This window comes from Streptomyces sp. NPDC059002 (genome assembly GCF_042740435.1).
Lineage (GTDB): Bacteria > Actinomycetota > Actinomycetes > Streptomycetales > Streptomycetaceae > Streptomyces.
In genome coordinates this window covers 46915-62549 of record NZ_JBHYJI010000043.1, presented here as the reverse complement: position 1 = coordinate 62549, position 15635 = coordinate 46915, and the positions used below count along the sequence as shown (strand labels likewise).

Annotated in this window: 15 protein-coding genes; 4 read left to right on the top strand and 11 right to left on the bottom strand. The window is 71.6% G+C overall.

Annotated features, from left to right (window positions below):
* Positions 1–72: 72 nt before the first annotated feature.
* Positions 73–354, bottom strand: coding sequence for an acylphosphatase (locus ACFWZ2_RS30700; protein WP_384551174.1), 282 nt, complete (start codon positions 352–354; stop codon positions 73–75).
* A 129-nt stretch (positions 355–483) separates the two neighbouring features.
* Here ACFWZ2_RS30700 and ACFWZ2_RS30695 point away from each other — a divergent pair, with 129 nt between their 5' ends.
* Positions 484–1368 (top strand): CAP domain-containing protein, encoded by an 885-nt coding sequence (locus ACFWZ2_RS30695; protein ID WP_384551172.1) that lies wholly within the window; start codon positions 484–486, stop codon positions 1366–1368.
* 377 nt (positions 1369–1745) lie between these two features.
* Here ACFWZ2_RS30695 and ACFWZ2_RS30690 read toward each other — a convergent pair whose 3' ends face one another.
* The gene (locus ACFWZ2_RS30690; protein WP_384551170.1) at positions 1746–2336 is read right to left on the bottom strand and encodes a flavodoxin family protein; all 591 of its coding nucleotides are present in this window, start codon (positions 2334–2336) and stop codon (positions 1746–1748) included.
* Positions 2337–2480: 144 nt separating this feature from the next.
* On the opposite strand from ACFWZ2_RS30690, the gene ACFWZ2_RS30685 reads away from it, so the two are divergent.
* Complete coding sequence (locus ACFWZ2_RS30685) at positions 2481–2882, top strand: winged helix-turn-helix transcriptional regulator (protein ID WP_384551168.1); 402 nt, start codon at positions 2481–2483, stop codon at positions 2880–2882.
* Here the strand turns inward: ACFWZ2_RS30685 and mutM are convergent.
* The 9 genes from mutM to ACFWZ2_RS30640 all read right to left on the bottom strand — a co-directional run bounded on the left by mutM (position 2855) and on the right by ACFWZ2_RS30640 (position 12063).
* Complete coding sequence (gene mutM, locus ACFWZ2_RS30680) at positions 2855–3715, bottom strand: bifunctional DNA-formamidopyrimidine glycosylase/DNA-(apurinic or apyrimidinic site) lyase (RefSeq protein WP_384551166.1); 861 nt, start codon at positions 3713–3715, stop codon at positions 2855–2857. The two genes, ACFWZ2_RS30685 and mutM, sit on opposite strands and share 28 nt — an antisense overlap.
* Positions 3716–3850: 135 nt before the next feature.
* Positions 3851–4681 (bottom strand): ribonuclease III, encoded by an 831-nt coding sequence (gene rnc, locus ACFWZ2_RS30675; RefSeq protein ID WP_384551164.1) that lies wholly within the window; start codon positions 4679–4681, stop codon positions 3851–3853.
* Positions 4682–4688: 7 nt separating this feature from the next.
* Positions 4689–4862 (bottom strand): 50S ribosomal protein L32, encoded by a 174-nt coding sequence (gene rpmF / locus ACFWZ2_RS30670; RefSeq protein WP_026165248.1) that lies wholly within the window; start codon positions 4860–4862, stop codon positions 4689–4691.
* 2 nt (positions 4863–4864) lie between these two features.
* Positions 4865–5551, bottom strand: coding sequence for a YceD family protein (locus ACFWZ2_RS30665; RefSeq protein ID WP_384551162.1), 687 nt, complete (start codon positions 5549–5551; stop codon positions 4865–4867).
* A 145-nt stretch (positions 5552–5696) separates the two neighbouring features.
* Entirely contained in the window at positions 5697–6791 is a 1095-nt protein-coding gene (locus tag ACFWZ2_RS30660) for a cell division initiation protein (RefSeq protein WP_384551160.1), read from the bottom strand.
* Between the two features lie 108 nt (positions 6792–6899).
* A complete protein-coding gene (coaD, locus tag ACFWZ2_RS30655; RefSeq protein WP_384551196.1) occupies positions 6900–7379 on the bottom strand; it encodes a pantetheine-phosphate adenylyltransferase in 480 nt (159 codons plus the stop codon).
* Between the two features lie 26 nt (positions 7380–7405).
* Positions 7406–7999, bottom strand: coding sequence for a 16S rRNA (guanine(966)-N(2))-methyltransferase RsmD (gene rsmD / locus ACFWZ2_RS30650; protein ID WP_384551158.1), 594 nt, complete (start codon positions 7997–7999; stop codon positions 7406–7408).
* Between the two features lie 70 nt (positions 8000–8069).
* Entirely contained in the window at positions 8070–10292 is a 2223-nt protein-coding gene (gene recG / locus ACFWZ2_RS30645; RefSeq protein WP_384551156.1) for an ATP-dependent DNA helicase RecG, read from the bottom strand.
* Positions 10293–10353: 61 nt separating this feature from the next.
* Positions 10354–12063, bottom strand: a complete 1710-nt coding sequence (locus ACFWZ2_RS30640) for a DAK2 domain-containing protein (RefSeq protein ID WP_384551154.1) — start codon at positions 12061–12063, stop codon at positions 10354–10356.
* A gap of 239 nt (positions 12064–12302) precedes the next feature.
* Between ACFWZ2_RS30640 and rpmB the strand changes: the two genes are divergently transcribed.
* Together rpmB and ACFWZ2_RS30630 are read left to right on the top strand one after the other, a co-directional pair.
* Entirely contained in the window at positions 12303–12488 is a 186-nt protein-coding gene (gene rpmB / locus ACFWZ2_RS30635; protein WP_030195073.1) for a 50S ribosomal protein L28, read from the top strand.
* 128 nt (positions 12489–12616) lie between these two features.
* Entirely contained in the window at positions 12617–15631 is a 3015-nt protein-coding gene (locus ACFWZ2_RS30630) for a BTAD domain-containing putative transcriptional regulator (RefSeq protein WP_384551152.1), read from the top strand.
* Positions 15632–15635: the final 4 nt, after the last annotated feature.

Sequence of the window (15635 nt, the reverse complement as noted above, 5' to 3'; positions counted from 1 at the left end):
CCCGGCAGTTGCCGGGGACACTGCACCCGGGCGTCGGCGGACCCCGTGAGGGCGCCGTCGCCCGGGTCACGGTCAGCGGATGGCGAAGGTCTCGTATATGCCACGTGGTGTGTCCCAGATCTCGGTGACCCCATCGACCCGTCCGGGTGTGTCGCCCTCGCGAAGCCAGTCGAGCAGTGCCTGACAGCCGGCCCGGGGGCCCTCGGCGACGACCTGCACGCGGCCGTCGTCCAGATTGAGAGCAAAACCACTCAGGCCGCCGATCTCGAGAGCCTTGGCTCGCGTGAACCAGCGGAAACCCACAGCCTGCACGCGTCCTCGTACCCAGGCGGTGAGTCGTACGTCGTCGTTCATGGGTGCACGCTAACCGGCCAATTGCTCTGGAGGCACTTCGCCCACATGCGCCATCGCGTACAGTCCGGACTCGATGAGCCTCACTCGTATGAGTGAGTCACGTTGATCGTAAGGATGAAAGGCCAGGAGATGGGACGCCACCGACGCTCCGGCGCTGGGCCGGCCGCCGCCACCCCTGAGAAGCACCCGGGGACGGTGTCGCACCGCCGCAAGGGCCGTGCCTCCGCCCCCGTCCGCACGGGCCTGCTCGGTGTCTCCGCCGCCGTCGCGATGGGTGCCGTCGCGGTCGCGTCGGGTGTGCTGCCCGGTGGCGACAGCTACCAGCTGGGCGGCGGCAGCGAGTCCGGCAAGGTGCGCTCGGCGGGCTCCCCTAGCGCGGTCGACCCCCAGGGCGGCGCGGACGGCAGCGCCGAGCGCGGCGAGGCATCCGCCCCGAGCCGTGGCACGGGCCGCGCCGACGCCCCTTCGCCGACCCCGTCCAAGGCCGACCCCGAACCGTCGAAGACGCCGTCCGAGAAGCCGGCGCCGAAGACGCCGAAGCCCGACGCCGACAAGAAGAAGACGCCGCCGAGCCCCTCGCGCACGCCCGCGGAGAAGCCGAAGCCTCCCGCGGCGACCCCGCAGTCGCCGTCCGCCGAGAGCGCGGCCGAGGCCGCGGTGCTCACCCTGGTCAACGAAGAGCGCGCCAAGGCGGGCTGCCGCCCGGTGAAGGCCGACGACCGGCTCGCGACCCTGGCCGGGCAGTTCAGCTCGGACATGGCACAGCGCGACTTCTTCGACCACACCGACCCGGACGGCGCGACCCCCTGGGACCGCGCCGAGAAGGCCGGCATCTCCGACCTCGGCGGCGAGAACATAGCCCGCGGCCAGGCCAACGCCCAGTCCGTGATGGACGCCTGGATGAACAGCGAGGGCCACCGCGCCAACATCCTCAACTGCGACTACAAGACCATGGGCGTCGGCGCCCACTTCGCCCCGGGCGGCCCGTGGTGGACCCAGGACTTCGGCTTCTGACACAAGGGCCCCACGTCACAACGGACGCCGAGCCACCACCAAGTACCGCCTCGGACCACGCAGACGATCGCAAGGGTCACCGCGATCATGAGGAGCCCGACCGCCGAGCACGACCCAGCGGGGTCGCCGCTTCGCCTCGCTGCCCTCGGGCAGGAGAGCCAGCAACTCCACGTCCTGCTTCAGGATCTCCCGCGTGATCGGGCGCCTGCGGCGCGTCTGTACTGCGCCGCCGAGCACGGCGATGGCGGCGACCACGATCGGGATGACGTCGGCCGAATTCAATGTCCCTCCCGGCAGGCGAGCAGGGGACTGACCCCTTCAGCCTGCCTCACCGGCGCCCCGTCGACGGTGGGAAGGGCGGGATTTCCGCGGCCGGTTCAGGCCGCCACGGCCGCCCTGCCCGCCGCGAAGACGCGGGCCGTTTCCGTGATGCGGCGGCCGAGGTGTTCCGCTGTGGCGATGTCGGCCTTGTGTACGGCGTCCGGGCCCTCGTCGGAGTTGGTCTGGGCGGCGGCTCCGGAGAAGAAGCCGAGGCGGTTGAGGTCGTTCTCCGAGCCGGTGGTGGAGTTCCAGCCGGGGGCCAGGCCGAGGTTCACCCAGTGCATGGCGTGCTGCGCGGCGAGGGTCTGGAAGAACTGAAGGGTGTGCAGCTTGTCGCCGCTCTTGGAACCGGAGTTGGTGAATCCGGCGGCCAGCTTGTTGTGCCAGGTCTGGCCGAACCAGCGCTTGGACGTGGCCTCCGCGAAGACGTGGAAGGCGCCCGAAGCGGTGCCCATGTAGGTGGGCGAGCCGAAGACGATCGCGTCGGCGGCGTCGAGCAGTTCCCACTGGGCCTCGGTGATCTCGTCGACCTTGATCAGGTGGACGGTGGCACCGGCGTCGGCCGCGCCGGAGCGGACGGCCTCGGCGACGACGGCGGTGTGGCCGTAGCCGGAGTGGTAGGCGATCGCGACAACGGGGCTGGTCATGTCGGGGGTACTCCTCGCGAGCGAGATGCCAGAAATATCTGGCAGGGCGGTGGCGGCCTCGATCGAGGCACGAGAAGAAGGAAAGCACTAACTTTCGGTTAGCGCAACCCAGCAGTTAGCGCTGCGCGGGAGTATGGTGTCTGCATGGATCCCATCGCTCCCGCCGACGACGCCCCGGACCTGGCGTACGACGTGTTCTCCAAGCAGTGCCCGTCCCGGAGCACGCTGGAGCACGTCACGGGACGCTGGGGCGCGCTCACCCTCGGCGCGCTGCACGACGGCACGTTCCGCTTCAACGAACTGCGCCGCCGCGTCGACGGCGTGAGCGAGAAGATGCTGTCGCAGACCCTGCACGCGCTGGAGCGCGACGGCCTGGTGCAGCGCGACGCGCAGCCGACGAACCCGCCGCGCGTGGACTACCGGCTGACCCCGCTGGGACGGGAGATCGCCGAGCGACTGCTCGCCCTGATCCACTTCGTGGAGGGCAGGCAGGGAGATGTGACGAAGGCTCAGGAGCGTTACGACGAAGCGCGCGGCGGCCTCTGACAGCGCGGGCAGAAGTAGCTGGACCGGTTCATCCAGGGGCGCCTGCGGATCGCGGTGCCGCAGCGTCGGCAGGGCTCGTCCTCGCGGCCGTAGGCGTCCAACGACCGCTCGAAGTAGCCCGATTCACCGTTCACGTTCACATAGAGGCTGTCGAAGCTGGTGCCTCCGACGGCGAGGGCCGCGTTCATCACATCCCGTACGTGGCCCAGGAGTTCGGCCGTGCGGGGACGCGTGAACGTGCCGGTGGGCCGTTCGTAGTGCAGCTTCGCGCGCCACAGCGCCTCGTCCGCGTAGATGTTGCCGACGCCGCTGATCAGCGACTGGTCGAGCAGGGCGCGTTTGATCGTCGTACGCCGACCGCGCAGCGCGAGGTGGAAGGCGTCGTCGTCGAACGCCTCGTCGAGCGGGTCGCGGGCGATGTGCGCGATGACGTCGGGCAGCCCGTCGGCGGTGTTGTCGTGCAGCGAGAGCCCGCCGAAGGTGCGCTGGTCGACGAAGCGGAGCTCGGTGCCCTGCGCGTCGTCGAAGCACATCCGGATCCGCAAGTGCTTCTCGTCCAGGGCCTCTTGGGGCTGGACGAGCAGCTGGCCGCTCATGCCGAGGTGGGCGAGGACGGACTGCGCGGAGTCGGCGAGCGGCAGCCACAGATACTTGCCGCGGCGCTGCGCGAGCCCGATGCGGTGCCCCTTCAGCCGGGCCCCGAAGTCCTCGCCGCCCGCGAGGTGGCGCCGCACCGCGCGCGGATGCAGCACCTGCACGTCGGAGACGACCCGTCCGCTGACCCAGCGCTCAAGGCCGCGCCGTACGACTTCGACTTCGGGCAGCTCGGGCACGGGGCTCCTCGACTGGAGAGCGGGGCGGGAACCGGCAGCGTATCGCGTGCCCCACGCCCGCCGCCGCCACGGGGGCACTACGCGTGAACCCCCGCAGGACCGAGGTCCTGCGGGGGTTCACGAGGAAAGAAGGTGTCAGGCCGGAGCGGCGTCCGAGGCCGAGGGGGCGTCGGCGGTCCCCTCCGCTTCTGCCGCGGCCTCGGCAGCCTTGGCACGCTCGTCCGCTGCCGCGCGAATGGCGCGCCAGGCGGACTCCGCGGCCTGCTGCTCCGCTTCCTTCTTGCTGCGGCCGGTGCCGGTGCCGTACGAGACGCCTCCGACGCGGGCGGCAGCAGTAAAGGTCTTCTCGTGGTCCGGGCCGCTCTCCGTGACGAGATACTCGGGCACGCCGAGGCTCTCCATCGCGGTGAGCTCCTGAAGACTGGTCTTCCAGTCCAGGCCCGCGCCCAGGTTCGAGGACTTTTCGATCAGCGGGTCGAAGAGCCGGTGCACCAGCTCGCCCGCCGCGTCCAGACCCTGGTCCAGATAGACCGCGCCGATCACCGCTTCAAGGGTGTCGGCGAGGATGGATGCCTTGTCCCGGCCTCCCGTGCCCTCTTCGCCCCGGCCGAGCCGGATGAAGGAGCCGAGTTCGAGGCCGCGGCTGACCTCCGCCAGCGCACGCGAATTGACCACCGCGGCCCGCAACTTGGCCAGCTGGCCTTCGGGCAGGTCGGGGTGGGTGCGATACAGCGTGTCCGTGACGACGAGGCCGAGCACCGAGTCCCCGAGGAACTCGAGCCGCTCGTTCGTCGGCAGGCCGCCGTTCTCGTACGCGTACGAACGGTGGGTCAGCGCACGCACCAGAAGGGCGGACTCGAGCTTGTACCCGAGCCGCCCTTCCAGAAGCGTGTGGGACGAGGCCGTTGTCTCCGCCAATTTCTTGGCGTCTTCCGCCTTCTTGGGGCTAGACACGGTGCCTCTCACCAGCCGCTCAGACCTCGAGGACCTGGCGCTTGTTGTAGGTGCCGCAGCTCGGGCACGCGATGTGCTGCTGCTTGGGCTCCTGGCAACGCTCACACGAAACCAGGGTGGGGACCGCAGCCTTCCACTGCGACCGGCGGTGGCGCGTGTTGCTGCGCGACATCTTCCGCTTCGGAACAGCCACGGCTACTTCTCCTGCTTCTCGTCGACGTGCGCTGATCGAGGCGCGTCGCCGCTCATCTCGTCCTTCTCGCCGTCCTGGATGGTCCCGGCGAGTCCCTGCAATGCCGCCCAACGGATGTCGACGGCGTCGTGGTGGTGGTCCGGGTCGTCCGCGAGCCGCACTCCGCATTCGGAGCACAGACCCTGACAGTCGTCCTGGCACACCGGCTGCATCGGCAGTGCGAGCACCACCGCATCACGCAGCACAGGCTCGAGGTCGAACAGGCCGTCCTCGAGAAAGAGCCTGCCCTCGTCTTCCTCGGCGTCGTCGGCCGGTTCCGCTGCGCGGCCCCGGTCGTCGGCGTCAGGGTACGAGAACATCTCCTGGAAGTCCGCGTCGAGCTCAAGCTCGAGCGGCTCCAGACACCTTACGCACTCCCCCTCGGCCGATGCACGGGCGGTGCCTGTGACAAGCACCCCTTCCATGACCGACTCGAGGCGGATCTCCAGCTCGACCGGGGCGCCCTGCGGCACTCCGATGACCCCTTCGATGCCGAAGGCGTCCGGCGAACCGGGCGCTTCGATCTCACGGGTCAGCCGCTGCTGCGCACCGGGACGCCGCCCCAGCTCGTGCGTGTCGAACACGAGGGGGTTGCGGTGGTCAAGGCGCGTGCTCAGGGCTTTTCCTGCTTTCGGATCCTGGAAGTTCATAGGAGGGGCCGCCGCACTGATGCGGCAAAAACGCCGCTTGGGTGGGCAGCCCGGGTCGCGGACGTATGCGCGACCGAAGAGCCAGGATACTGGACCTTTCGCTCTCGGCCCAATCCGCCCCCTACGGGCCCTTCAGTGCGGGCTTTCAGCGCCCCTGCTCGTACTGGCGGAGCTGCTCGGCACTGATCATCGTCGTGTCGAAGAGGCTGGTCTCGTCGAGCACGGCCGGCTGCTGGGGCTGGGCGTGCTGCTGGGGCTGCTGGACCTGGGCCTGCTGCAGATGGCTCTGGTCGTAGCCCTGCTGGGCATAGCCGTACTGGTCCTGGTGCTGGTACCCGTACGGGTCCTGCTGGCCGTAGGGCTGCTGCTGGTACGCGTACTGGTCCTGGTGCTGATACCCGTACGGGTCGGTCTGCTGGGGCTGCGCGTACGGATCCTGGGCCGGGATCTGGGGGGCCTGCTGGGGCGGCTGCGGCGGCGGGGCCTGCTGGGGCTGCGGCTGGGCCTGTGCTGCGACGGCCGCCGCCGGGTCGGCGAGGTCCGCCAGGAAGTCGGCGTCGGTGGTGTGCTGCTGGGCGGCGGCGCCCTCGGTGAGGCTGCCCAGCTCGTCGGCGGGCGCCCGGCCGTGCAGGGTCTGGCGGCCGCGCCCCACCGCCTCCAGGGTCTTGGCGAGGACCGCCTCGAAGGCGCCGAGCTTGGCGTCGACGTACGCGTCGGCGTTGCGGCGCAGCGTCTCGGGGTCGTGGCTGCGCTCGGGGGCGTCCTCGTCCTCGTAGCCCTGCTCGTCCAGGCCGGGGCCGGTGCCGAGGAGCTTCTCGCGGCCGCGGCCGACGGAGCCGAGGGTCTTGGTGAGGACGACCTCGAAGTTGGCGAGCTTGCTGTCCACGTAGTCGTCGGCCTCGACGCGGACCTCGTCGGCGGCCTGGCGGGCCTCGGCGAGGATGCGCTCGGCCTCGCCCTGGGAGCGGCGGGCGACCTCCGTGTCGGAGATCAGCGAGCCGCGCTCGGCGTGCGCGGTCTCGATGATCCGCTCCGCCTCCTGGCGGGCCTGCTCGACCAGCTGCTCGCGGCCCCCGATGAGCTCCTGGGCCTGGGCGAGGGAGCCGGGCAGCGCCTGGCGCACCTCTTCGAGCATCGAGAGCAGATCGGCGCGGTTGACCACGCACGAGGCCGACATGGGCATGGAACGGGCGCTGCCGATCGCCTCGACGATCTCGTCGATCTTCTTCTGCACGTCCACCGGGTGCTCGCCACTCTCTACAGCTTGTTGTGAGACGGACGGGACGACTGTAAGGCCAGCGGGCGCCCGCCCGACACCGGGTGACGAACTGTCAGTGGTCCGCGGGGGCTACTTCTTGCCCAGGCGTTCGACGAGCGCCGCGTGGACGGTCGGCGGCAGCAGATGGGCGACGTCGCCGCCCCAGGCCGCGACCTCCTTGACCAGCGAGGAGGACAGGAAGCTGTAGGTGGGGTTCGTCGGAACGAACAGCGTCTCGACACCCGAGAGGCCGTTGTTCATCTGGGCCATCTGGAGTTCGTAGTCGAAGTCGCTGACCGCGCGCAGGCCCTTGACGATGGCCGGGATGTCGCGCTGCTTGCAGAAGTCGACGAGGAGTCCGTGGAAGGACTCGACCTCGACGTTGCCGAAGTCGGCGGTGACCTCGCGGATCAGTTCGATCCGCTCCTCGATCTCGAACAGGCCCTTCTTCGACTGATTGATCATCACCGCGACGTGCACCACGTCGTACAGCTTGGAGGCGCGAGCGATGATGTCGAGGTGTCCATTGGTGATGGGGTCGAAAGACCCCGGACAGACGGCGCGGCGCAACGTGAGTCCCTCGCTCTCCGGTCCGGTCATGGCGCGATCGCTGAGTCGTCGCACGTAGAGGCGGCGCGACCGTACCAAAACGTCCCTTCGCCGTAGCGACGGGACCTGAGGGGCTCGAAACCCTCCGGCCAGCCGAATTCTCCGCCTCTTGTACTGCGTTCAACGGTGACGAGCGCGTCGTCCGTGAGCCAGCGTTCCGAGCGGAGTGTGAGCAGGATCTCTCGAAGATCGTCATCGCCGACGGCGTACGGAGGATCGAGGAAGACCAGGTCGTACGGGGTGGTGGGGGCGCCCGCCTGGACGATCTGGGCGGCTTTGCCCGCCCGCACCTCGGCGCCGGGCAGACCGACCGCCTTCACGTTCTCCCTGATGGTCCGCGCCGCCCTGGCGTCCGCCTCGACGAGCAGGGCGTGGCCCGCGCCGCGGGAGAGCGCTTCGAGGCCGACGGCGCCGGAACCCGCGTACAGATCGAGTACGCGTGCCCCGTCGAGCGTGCCCTGGAGGGCCTGCCAGGTGGAGAAGAGGCCCTCGCGCGCGCGGTCGGACGTGGGGCGGGTGCCGTTGCCCGGCGGGACGGCCAGGCGGCGTCCGCCGGCCGTGCCGGCGATCACGCGGGTCATCTGATTCCTTCTGGCTTGCTGGGGTGCGCCACGTTGATGGGCTGACCCCACGATATGGCGTGCACGGGCCTCACCCCTTGTCGAGGTACTGCTCGCGCTCGGCGTCGAGCAGGGCGTCCAGGGCGGTACGCAGGGCGGGCAGCCGCTCAAGCTCCGGGTCGTCGGCGACCACGGTGACCGCCTCCTCGCGGGCGGCCGCGATGACCTCCTCGTCCTCGATGACCGCGAGCATCCGCAGGCTGGAGCGGACGCCGGACTGGGCCTGGCCGAGCACGTCGCCCTCGCGGCGCTGCTCCAGGTCGATGCGGGAGAGCTCGAAGCCGTCGAGGGTCGAGGCGACGGCGCCGAGGCGGCCCCTTGCCGGGCTGGCCTCGGGCATGTCGGTGACCAGGAGGCAGAGGCCCGCGGCGGAGCCCCGGCCGACGCGGCCGCGCAACTGGTGCAGCTGGGAGACGCCGAAGCGGTCCGCGTCCATGATCACCATCGCGGTGGCATTCGGGACGTTGACCCCCACCTCGATGACCGTCGTGGCGACCAGGACCTGGGTCTCGCCCGCGGCGAAGCGGCGCATCACCGCGTCCTTGTCGTCGGGCTGCATCCTGCCGTGCAGGACCTCGACCTTCAGACCCTGGAGCGGGCCGCGCGCGAGCTGCTCGGCGACATCGAGGACGGCGAGCGGGGGCCGCTTCTCGGCGGTGGCGTCTTCCTCCGCCTTCTTCTCGGCCTTCTTCTTGGCCTTCTTCGGGTCGGCGGCTTCGTCGATGTCGTCGCCGATGCGCGGGCAGACCACGTACGCCTGGTGGCCCTTCTCCACCTCCTCACGCACGCGCTCCCACGCGCGGGCGAGGAAGTGGGGCTTGTCCTGGGCGGGGACGACATGGCTGGCGATCGGCGAGCGCCCGGCCGGGAGCTGGTCGAGGACGGACGTCTCCAGATCGCCGAAGACGGTCATCGCGACCGTGCGCGGAATGGGCGTGGCCGTCATGACCAGGAGGTGCGGGGGCTGCTTGCCCTTGCCGCGCAGGGCGTCGCGCTGCTCGACCCCGAAGCGGTGCTGCTCGTCGACGACGACCAGACCCAGGTCGTGGAACTGGACCTTGTCCTCGATCAGCGCGTGCGTGCCGATGACGATGCCCGCCTCGCCCGTGACCAGGTCGAGCAGCGCCTGGCGGCGGCCTGCGGCGCCCATCGAGCCGGTGAGCAGCGTGACCTTGGTGGCCTGGTCGGCGCCGCCCAGCATGCCTCCCTCGGCCAGCTCCCCCATCATCTCGACGATGGAACGGTGATGCTGCTGGGCGAGGACTTCGGTGGGCGCGAGCATCGCGGCCTGCCCGCCCGCGTCCACCACGGCGAGCATGGCGCGCAGGGCGACCATCGTCTTCCCGGAACCGACCTCGCCCTGGAGGAGCCGGTGCATCGGATGCTCGGTGGCGAGGTCGTCGAAGATCTCCTTGGAGACCTTCTCCTGCCCTTCGGTGAGCGTGAAGGGCAGCTTGGCGTCGAAGGCGTCGAGGAGGCCGCCCTCCTTGCGCCTGCGGGCCACGGCGGGCAGCTGCGCGTCCGCGTACCGCCGCCGGGCCAGGGCCACTTGGAGGACGAAGGCCTCGTCCCACTTCAGGCGGTCGCGGGCGGCGGCGATGTCCGCCTTCGTGTGCGGCCGGTGGATCTTCAGGAGTGCTTCGGGGAGCGGGATGAGACCGCGGCCGTCGCGGAGGGCGGGCGGCAGCGGGTCCACGGCCTCCTGGGCGCTGGGCAGGACCATGTCGACCGACTTGGCGATCTTCCAGGACTCCAGCTTGGCGGTGGCCGGATAGATCGGCAGGAGGGCACCGGCCCAGGACCCGACGGCCTCGCCGACCTCGTCGCCCTCGGCCTTGATCAGTTCGTACGCGGGGTGGGCCAGCTGCATCTTGCGGTTGAAGACGGACACCTTGCCCGCGAACATCGCGCGGGTGCCGGGGAGCAGGTCCTTGTGCGGCTTGTGGATGCCGCGGCCGAAGAAGACGAGCTGGACCTGGCCGCTGCCGTCGGTGATGGTGACTTCCAGGCGCTGGCCCCTGCCGCCGTTGAACGTCAGGATCCGCGCGCTCGCGACCTGGGCGACCACCGTGACGTGCTCGTCCAGCGGCAGGTCGGCGAGGCGGGTGAGCTCGCCCCGCTCGGCGTACCGCCGGGGGTAGTGGTGGAGCAGGTCGCCGACCGTGTGCAGGTCGAGGTGCTCGGCCATCACCTTCGCGGTGGCGGGGCCGACCACTTTCTTCAGGGGTTCATCGAGCGCAGGCACGAGATCCATTGCACACCACGCCACTGACAATCCGCCGTACGTCCCCCGAATCCCCCGGCCGACGGCCGCGCTACTCGACGCCGATCAGCATGAGCGCCGACTGGCGGCCCCCGCGGTAGACCACGGTGTCGACGGCCAGATAGGTCTCGCGGACATGCTTCTCCAGCTGCTCGGCGACCGTGTCGGGCACGGATTCGCCGAGCACGAGCGTGACCATCTCGCCGCCCGCGGAGAGCATGCGGTCGAGGACCTCGGCGGCGGTGCGGGCGACCTCCGAGCCGATCACCGCGACATCGCCGTCGATCAGGCCGAGGACGTCCCCGGCCTGGCAGATGCCCGCCATGGTCCACGACTGCCGCTCGGCGACGGTCAGTTCGCCGTACCGGGTCGTGCCGGCCGCCGACGTCATCGCGACGACGTCCTCGTCGAAGCGGCGGTCCGGCTCGTGCACGGCGAGCGCCGCGATGCCCTGGACCGCCGAGCGGGTGGGGATCAGCGCGACGCGCACGCCCTCCGTGCGGGCCTGTGCGGCCGCGGCGGCCGCGGTGTGCCGCAGGTCGGCGTCGTTCGGCAGGAGCACCACCTCGCGGGCGTGCGCCCTGCGGATCGCGTCGACGAGCTCGCCGCTCGCCGGGGGCTCCCCCACGCGCGTGGGCACGGTGGTCGCCCCGGCCTCGGCGTAGAGCCCCGCGAGGCCCTCCCCTGGCACGACGGCAACGACGGCCCGCTGCGCGCGTTCCCGGGGCGGCTGCGGTCCTGTGTGTGCGTCGCCCACTCCGAAGTGGGTGATCCGGATGCGGTGCGGGCGGCCCGCCTCCACGCCCGCCTCCACGGCAGCTCCCGCGTCGTCGACATGGACGTGGACGTTCCAGAGCCCGTCGCCGCCGACCACGACGAGCGAGTCGCCGAGCCGGTCGAGCCGGGTCCGCAGCCGTGCGACGGCGGTGTCGTCCGCCTCCAGGAGGTAGATCACCTCGAAGGCAGGACCACCCACGTCGCCGGGCAGGTCCTCGCACACGACGGCCTCCACGCGCGCGTGACCGCTCCCGGTGCTCTTGAAGGCCGCGCCCTTGGGGGCCGCGCTGTTCTTGAGGGCCGCGCTCTTGGGCGCCGTGCTCTTGAGGACCACCGTCTCGCCCGACAGGGCACCCACCAGCGCCCCCAGCACCGCCACGAGTCCCCGTCCCCCGGCGTCCACCACTCCCGCGCGGCCCAGCGCCGCGAGCTGTCCCGGTGTCTCGTCCAGGGCCGCGCAGGCCCCTTCGTACGCCGCCCTGGCCACCGCCCCGCAGTCGCCTTCGGCCCCGGAGGCCGCGTTCGCCGCCGCGGTCGCCACCGTCAGGACGGTGCCCTCGACCGGGTGGGCGACGGCTTGGTACGCGGACTCGGCGGCCTGCCGCAGCGCGCGCTCCAGGGTCGGCCCGTCGGCGTGATCTGCCTCACTCGCGTCCTCGCCGTCGGCGCCGCCCAGGACCTGGGCCATGCCCCGGAGCAGCTGCGACAGGATCGTGCCCGAGTTCCCGCGGGCGCCTATGAGTGCTCCGTGCGCCATCGCGCGCACGGTCTCGGCCAGTGAGGGGCGGGACGGCTCGTGGCCCGTGAACACCGCGTCGACCGCCTGGGAGGCGGATTCCACGGTCAGATAGAGGTTCGTTCCCGTGTCCCCGTCCGCGACCGGATAGACGTTGATCGAGTCGATCTCCTCGCGGGCCCTGCCGAGGGCGTCCAGAGCCAGTCGGCACCAGGCGCGCACCGCGACCGCGTCGAGGTTCTGCGGCACCTGTTCGCCTCCTTGACCATCCGGAATGGACGCAGCGTAGACCCAGGGTGAACAGGGGGCCCGGGGCGGGGGCCGGGCGAGCCATGGTAGTTTCGTTGTACCGAAGCAGTCGTTGTATGCTGCTCCGGTTGCCCGATACGCATCGGGACATTCCTCCTGGCAACGCCACTCCGATCATTGCACTGATCCCGGCATGCCGGGTTTAACCGTAAGTGCATCTGAAGTCTTTGGAGTGACCCGTGGCTGCCAACTGCGACGTCTGCGGCAAGGGGCCGGGCTTCGGCAACAACATCTCGCACTCGCACCGCCGTACGCCCCGTCGCTGGAACCCGAACATCCAGCGTGTGCGTGCCGTGGTCGGCGGGACGCCGAAGCGCCTCAACGCCTGCACCTCGTGCATCAAGGCCGGCAAGGTCTCGCGCTGACGCCAGCGCGGCCACCTAGCTGGTTGCTGAATCAGCCGGTTCCCTTCGGGGAGCCGGCTTTTTCGTATGCCCTCTTCCGTGCCCCATCAGGCCTTCACGCGTGCGTGGCTGCTGCCAGAATCTGACGGATGCGCTTCGGCATCCTCGGCCCGCTCGACGTACGCGCCCCCGACGGCACCCCGCTGGACCCCGGCGGACCGCGCCCCCGCGCGCTGCTCACGCTGCTGCTCCTGGACGCGGGCCGCACGGTCCCCGTGGCGCGGCTGACCGACGGGCTCTACGGGGACGAGCCGCCCACGGGCGCCGCGAACGCCCTGCAGTCCCAGGTCTCCCGGCTCCGCAAGCGTCTGGGCCTGGGCATCGAGGCCGTGCCCACCGGCTACCGCCTCACGGTCTCCCCCGAGGACGTCGACCTCCACCGTTTCGAGCGCCTCGCCCGCGAAGGGCGGCGGCTGCTCGGCTCCGGTGATCATGCCGGGGCCGCCGTGCTCCTGAGGGAGGCGCTCGGCCTGTGGCGGGGCCCGGCCCTCGCCGATCTGCCGGACGCCGCTCCCCTCGTCACCCGCCTCGAAGAGATACGCCTGGCCGCCGTGCAGGACCGCGTCGACGCCGATCTCGCGGTGGGCGGCGGCCCCGACCTCGTACCGGAACTGCGGGAGCTGATCTCCGGGCATCCGCTGAGCGAACGGCTGTACGGGCAGCTGATGCGGGCGCTGCACGCGGGCGGGCGTCCCGCGGAGGCGCTCACGGTCTACGAAGAGGCGCGGCGGGCCCTCGCCGACGCGCTCGGCACCGACCCGTCGGCCGAGCTGTCCGCGCTCCATCTGGAGCTGCTGCGGGGGCAGGCACCGGCCGGCCCGCGGGGCGTCCCCGCGCAGCTGACGCGGTTCATCGGGCGGGCCGACGAGCTCGCCCGGATCGGTGCGCTCCTTGCGGATGCCCGCCTGGTGACGCTCACCGGGCCCGGTGGTGCGGGCAAGACGCGGCTCGCCGTCGAGGCCGCCCGCGTACTGCCGGACGTCTGCTTCGTGGAACTCGCGCCGCTCGCCGACGGGGCCCAGGTGCCGTACGCGATCCTGACCGCGCTCGGGGTGCGCGACGGCCTGCACACCCCGGGCGGCGACGCCACCGAGCGGCTGCTTTCCGCGCTGCAGGGGCGGGAGCTGCTGCTCGTCCTGGACAACTGCGAGCACCTCGTCGACGCGGCGGCCTCGGTGACCGGACTGCTGCTGGGCGCCTGCTCCGGAGTGCGGGTCCTCGCCACGAGCCGGGAGGGTCTGGGGATCACCGGCGAGGTCCTGTGGCCGGTTCCGCCGCTGGCCGCCGAGCCCGCCGCCCGGCTCTTCGCCGACCGGGCGGCGGCCGTGCGCCCCGATCTGGAAGGCCCCCGCGACGCACACGAACGGCGCCTGACCGATGAGATCTGCACGGCCCTCGACGGTCTTCCGCTCGCCATCGAGCTGGCCGCGGCCCGGCTGCGCACCCTCACCCTGGACGAGCTCGCCGCGCGGCTCGGCGACCGCTTCCGGCTGCTCTCGCGCGGCGACCGCACGAAGGCTCCCCGGCACCGCACCCTGCACGCGGTCGTCGAGTGGAGCTGGGAGCTGCTCGACGACGAGGAGCGGGAGCTCGCCCGCCGTCTGACGGTGTTCCCCGCGGGGGCGACGCTCGACGCGGTGGAGGCCGTCTGCGGGATCCCGTACCCGGAGGATCTGCTCGCCTCGCTCGTGGAGAAGTCGTTCCTGGAGGCGGCCGACGGGCGCTACGGCATGCTCAGGACGATCCACGCGTTCTGCGCCCGGCGGCTCGCCGACGCGGGCGAGGAGGACCGGCTGCGGGACGCGCACGCCGCGTACTTCCTGCGCCTGGCCGAGCAGGCCGAGCCGATGCTGCGCGGCGGCGACCAACTGCCGTGGCTGGCCGGGCTCTCCGCCGAGAGCGGCAACCTGGACGGCGCGCTGCGCCATCTGACCCGCACCGCCCCGCACGGCGGTCTCCGGCTGCTGGCCGCCCTGTCCTGGTTCTGGCGGCTGCGGGGGCTGTACGGGGAGCGCAGGGCGCGCGCCGTCGAACTCCTCGACGCCGTCGGCACGGAGCCGCCGGACGGCCTCTTCGAGGAGTACGTCCTGTGTGTGATCAACACGATCGCGGGCGACGGCGACGACCCCGGGGAGCCGGAGCGCCTCGCCCACGCCGACCGGCTCGTCGCCGGGCTCGAGCAGCCGCTCAGGCTGCCGCATCTGGTCGTGCAGTGGTCGGTGGCGGGCGGCCCGGACCACAGCATGGCGGAGCGGGTGCGTGCCCAGGTCGGCGTGCATCCCTGGGGTGTGGCGCTGCTGGATCTCGGCCTGGGCTTCCAGGAGCAGTTCGAAGGCCGCCCCGGGGCCGCCGAGGCGGCCTTCGCCAGCGCCCTCGCGGGCTTCAGGGAGACCGGGGACCGCTGGGGCATGGCCAACTGCCTCGATCCGCTGGGGATGTTCGCGGACTGGCGCGGCGAGCGGGACCGGGCGCTCGCCCTGATCGACGAGGGTCTCGTGTACGTGCGCGAGCTCGCGGCCCCCGAGGAGACCGCCGACCTGCTGCAGCAGCGCGCCAGGGTCCTGCTGCACCGGGGCGACTTCGAGGAGGCCGCCGCCCATTACAGGCGCGCCGCCGATCTGGCCCGCACCACCGGTGTCCCCGACAAGGTGGCGACCGCGCGGCGCGGCCTCGGTGACGCGGCCCGCCTGTCCGGTGACACGGCACGCGCGCGTGAGCACTACGAAGCGGCTCTGGAGACGTACGCCGCCAACTGGTTCAGCCTCGCGCAGAGCGTGCGGACCCTCGTGGGTCTGGGCCGTACCGCGCTCGCCGAGTCCCGTCCCGAGGAGGCCGCCGACTGGATCGAGCAGGCCCGCGTCCTGGCCTCGGACACCGGTGAACTGGCCGAGGTCGCCGAGGCGTTGGCGGCCGTCGCCGAGGACCCCGAGGAGGCCGCCCGGTTCCTCGGCGCCGCGCACGGCCTGCGCGGCACCCTGATCGCCGGTGACCCCGACGTCGTACACGTCGAGGAGGCGGCCCGCGCGCGGCTGACTCCGGAGGCGTACGAGAAGGCCTTCGAGCAGGGCCGCGGCCTTCGGTCAGCGGCGGTCAGGGAACGGTAGGCGC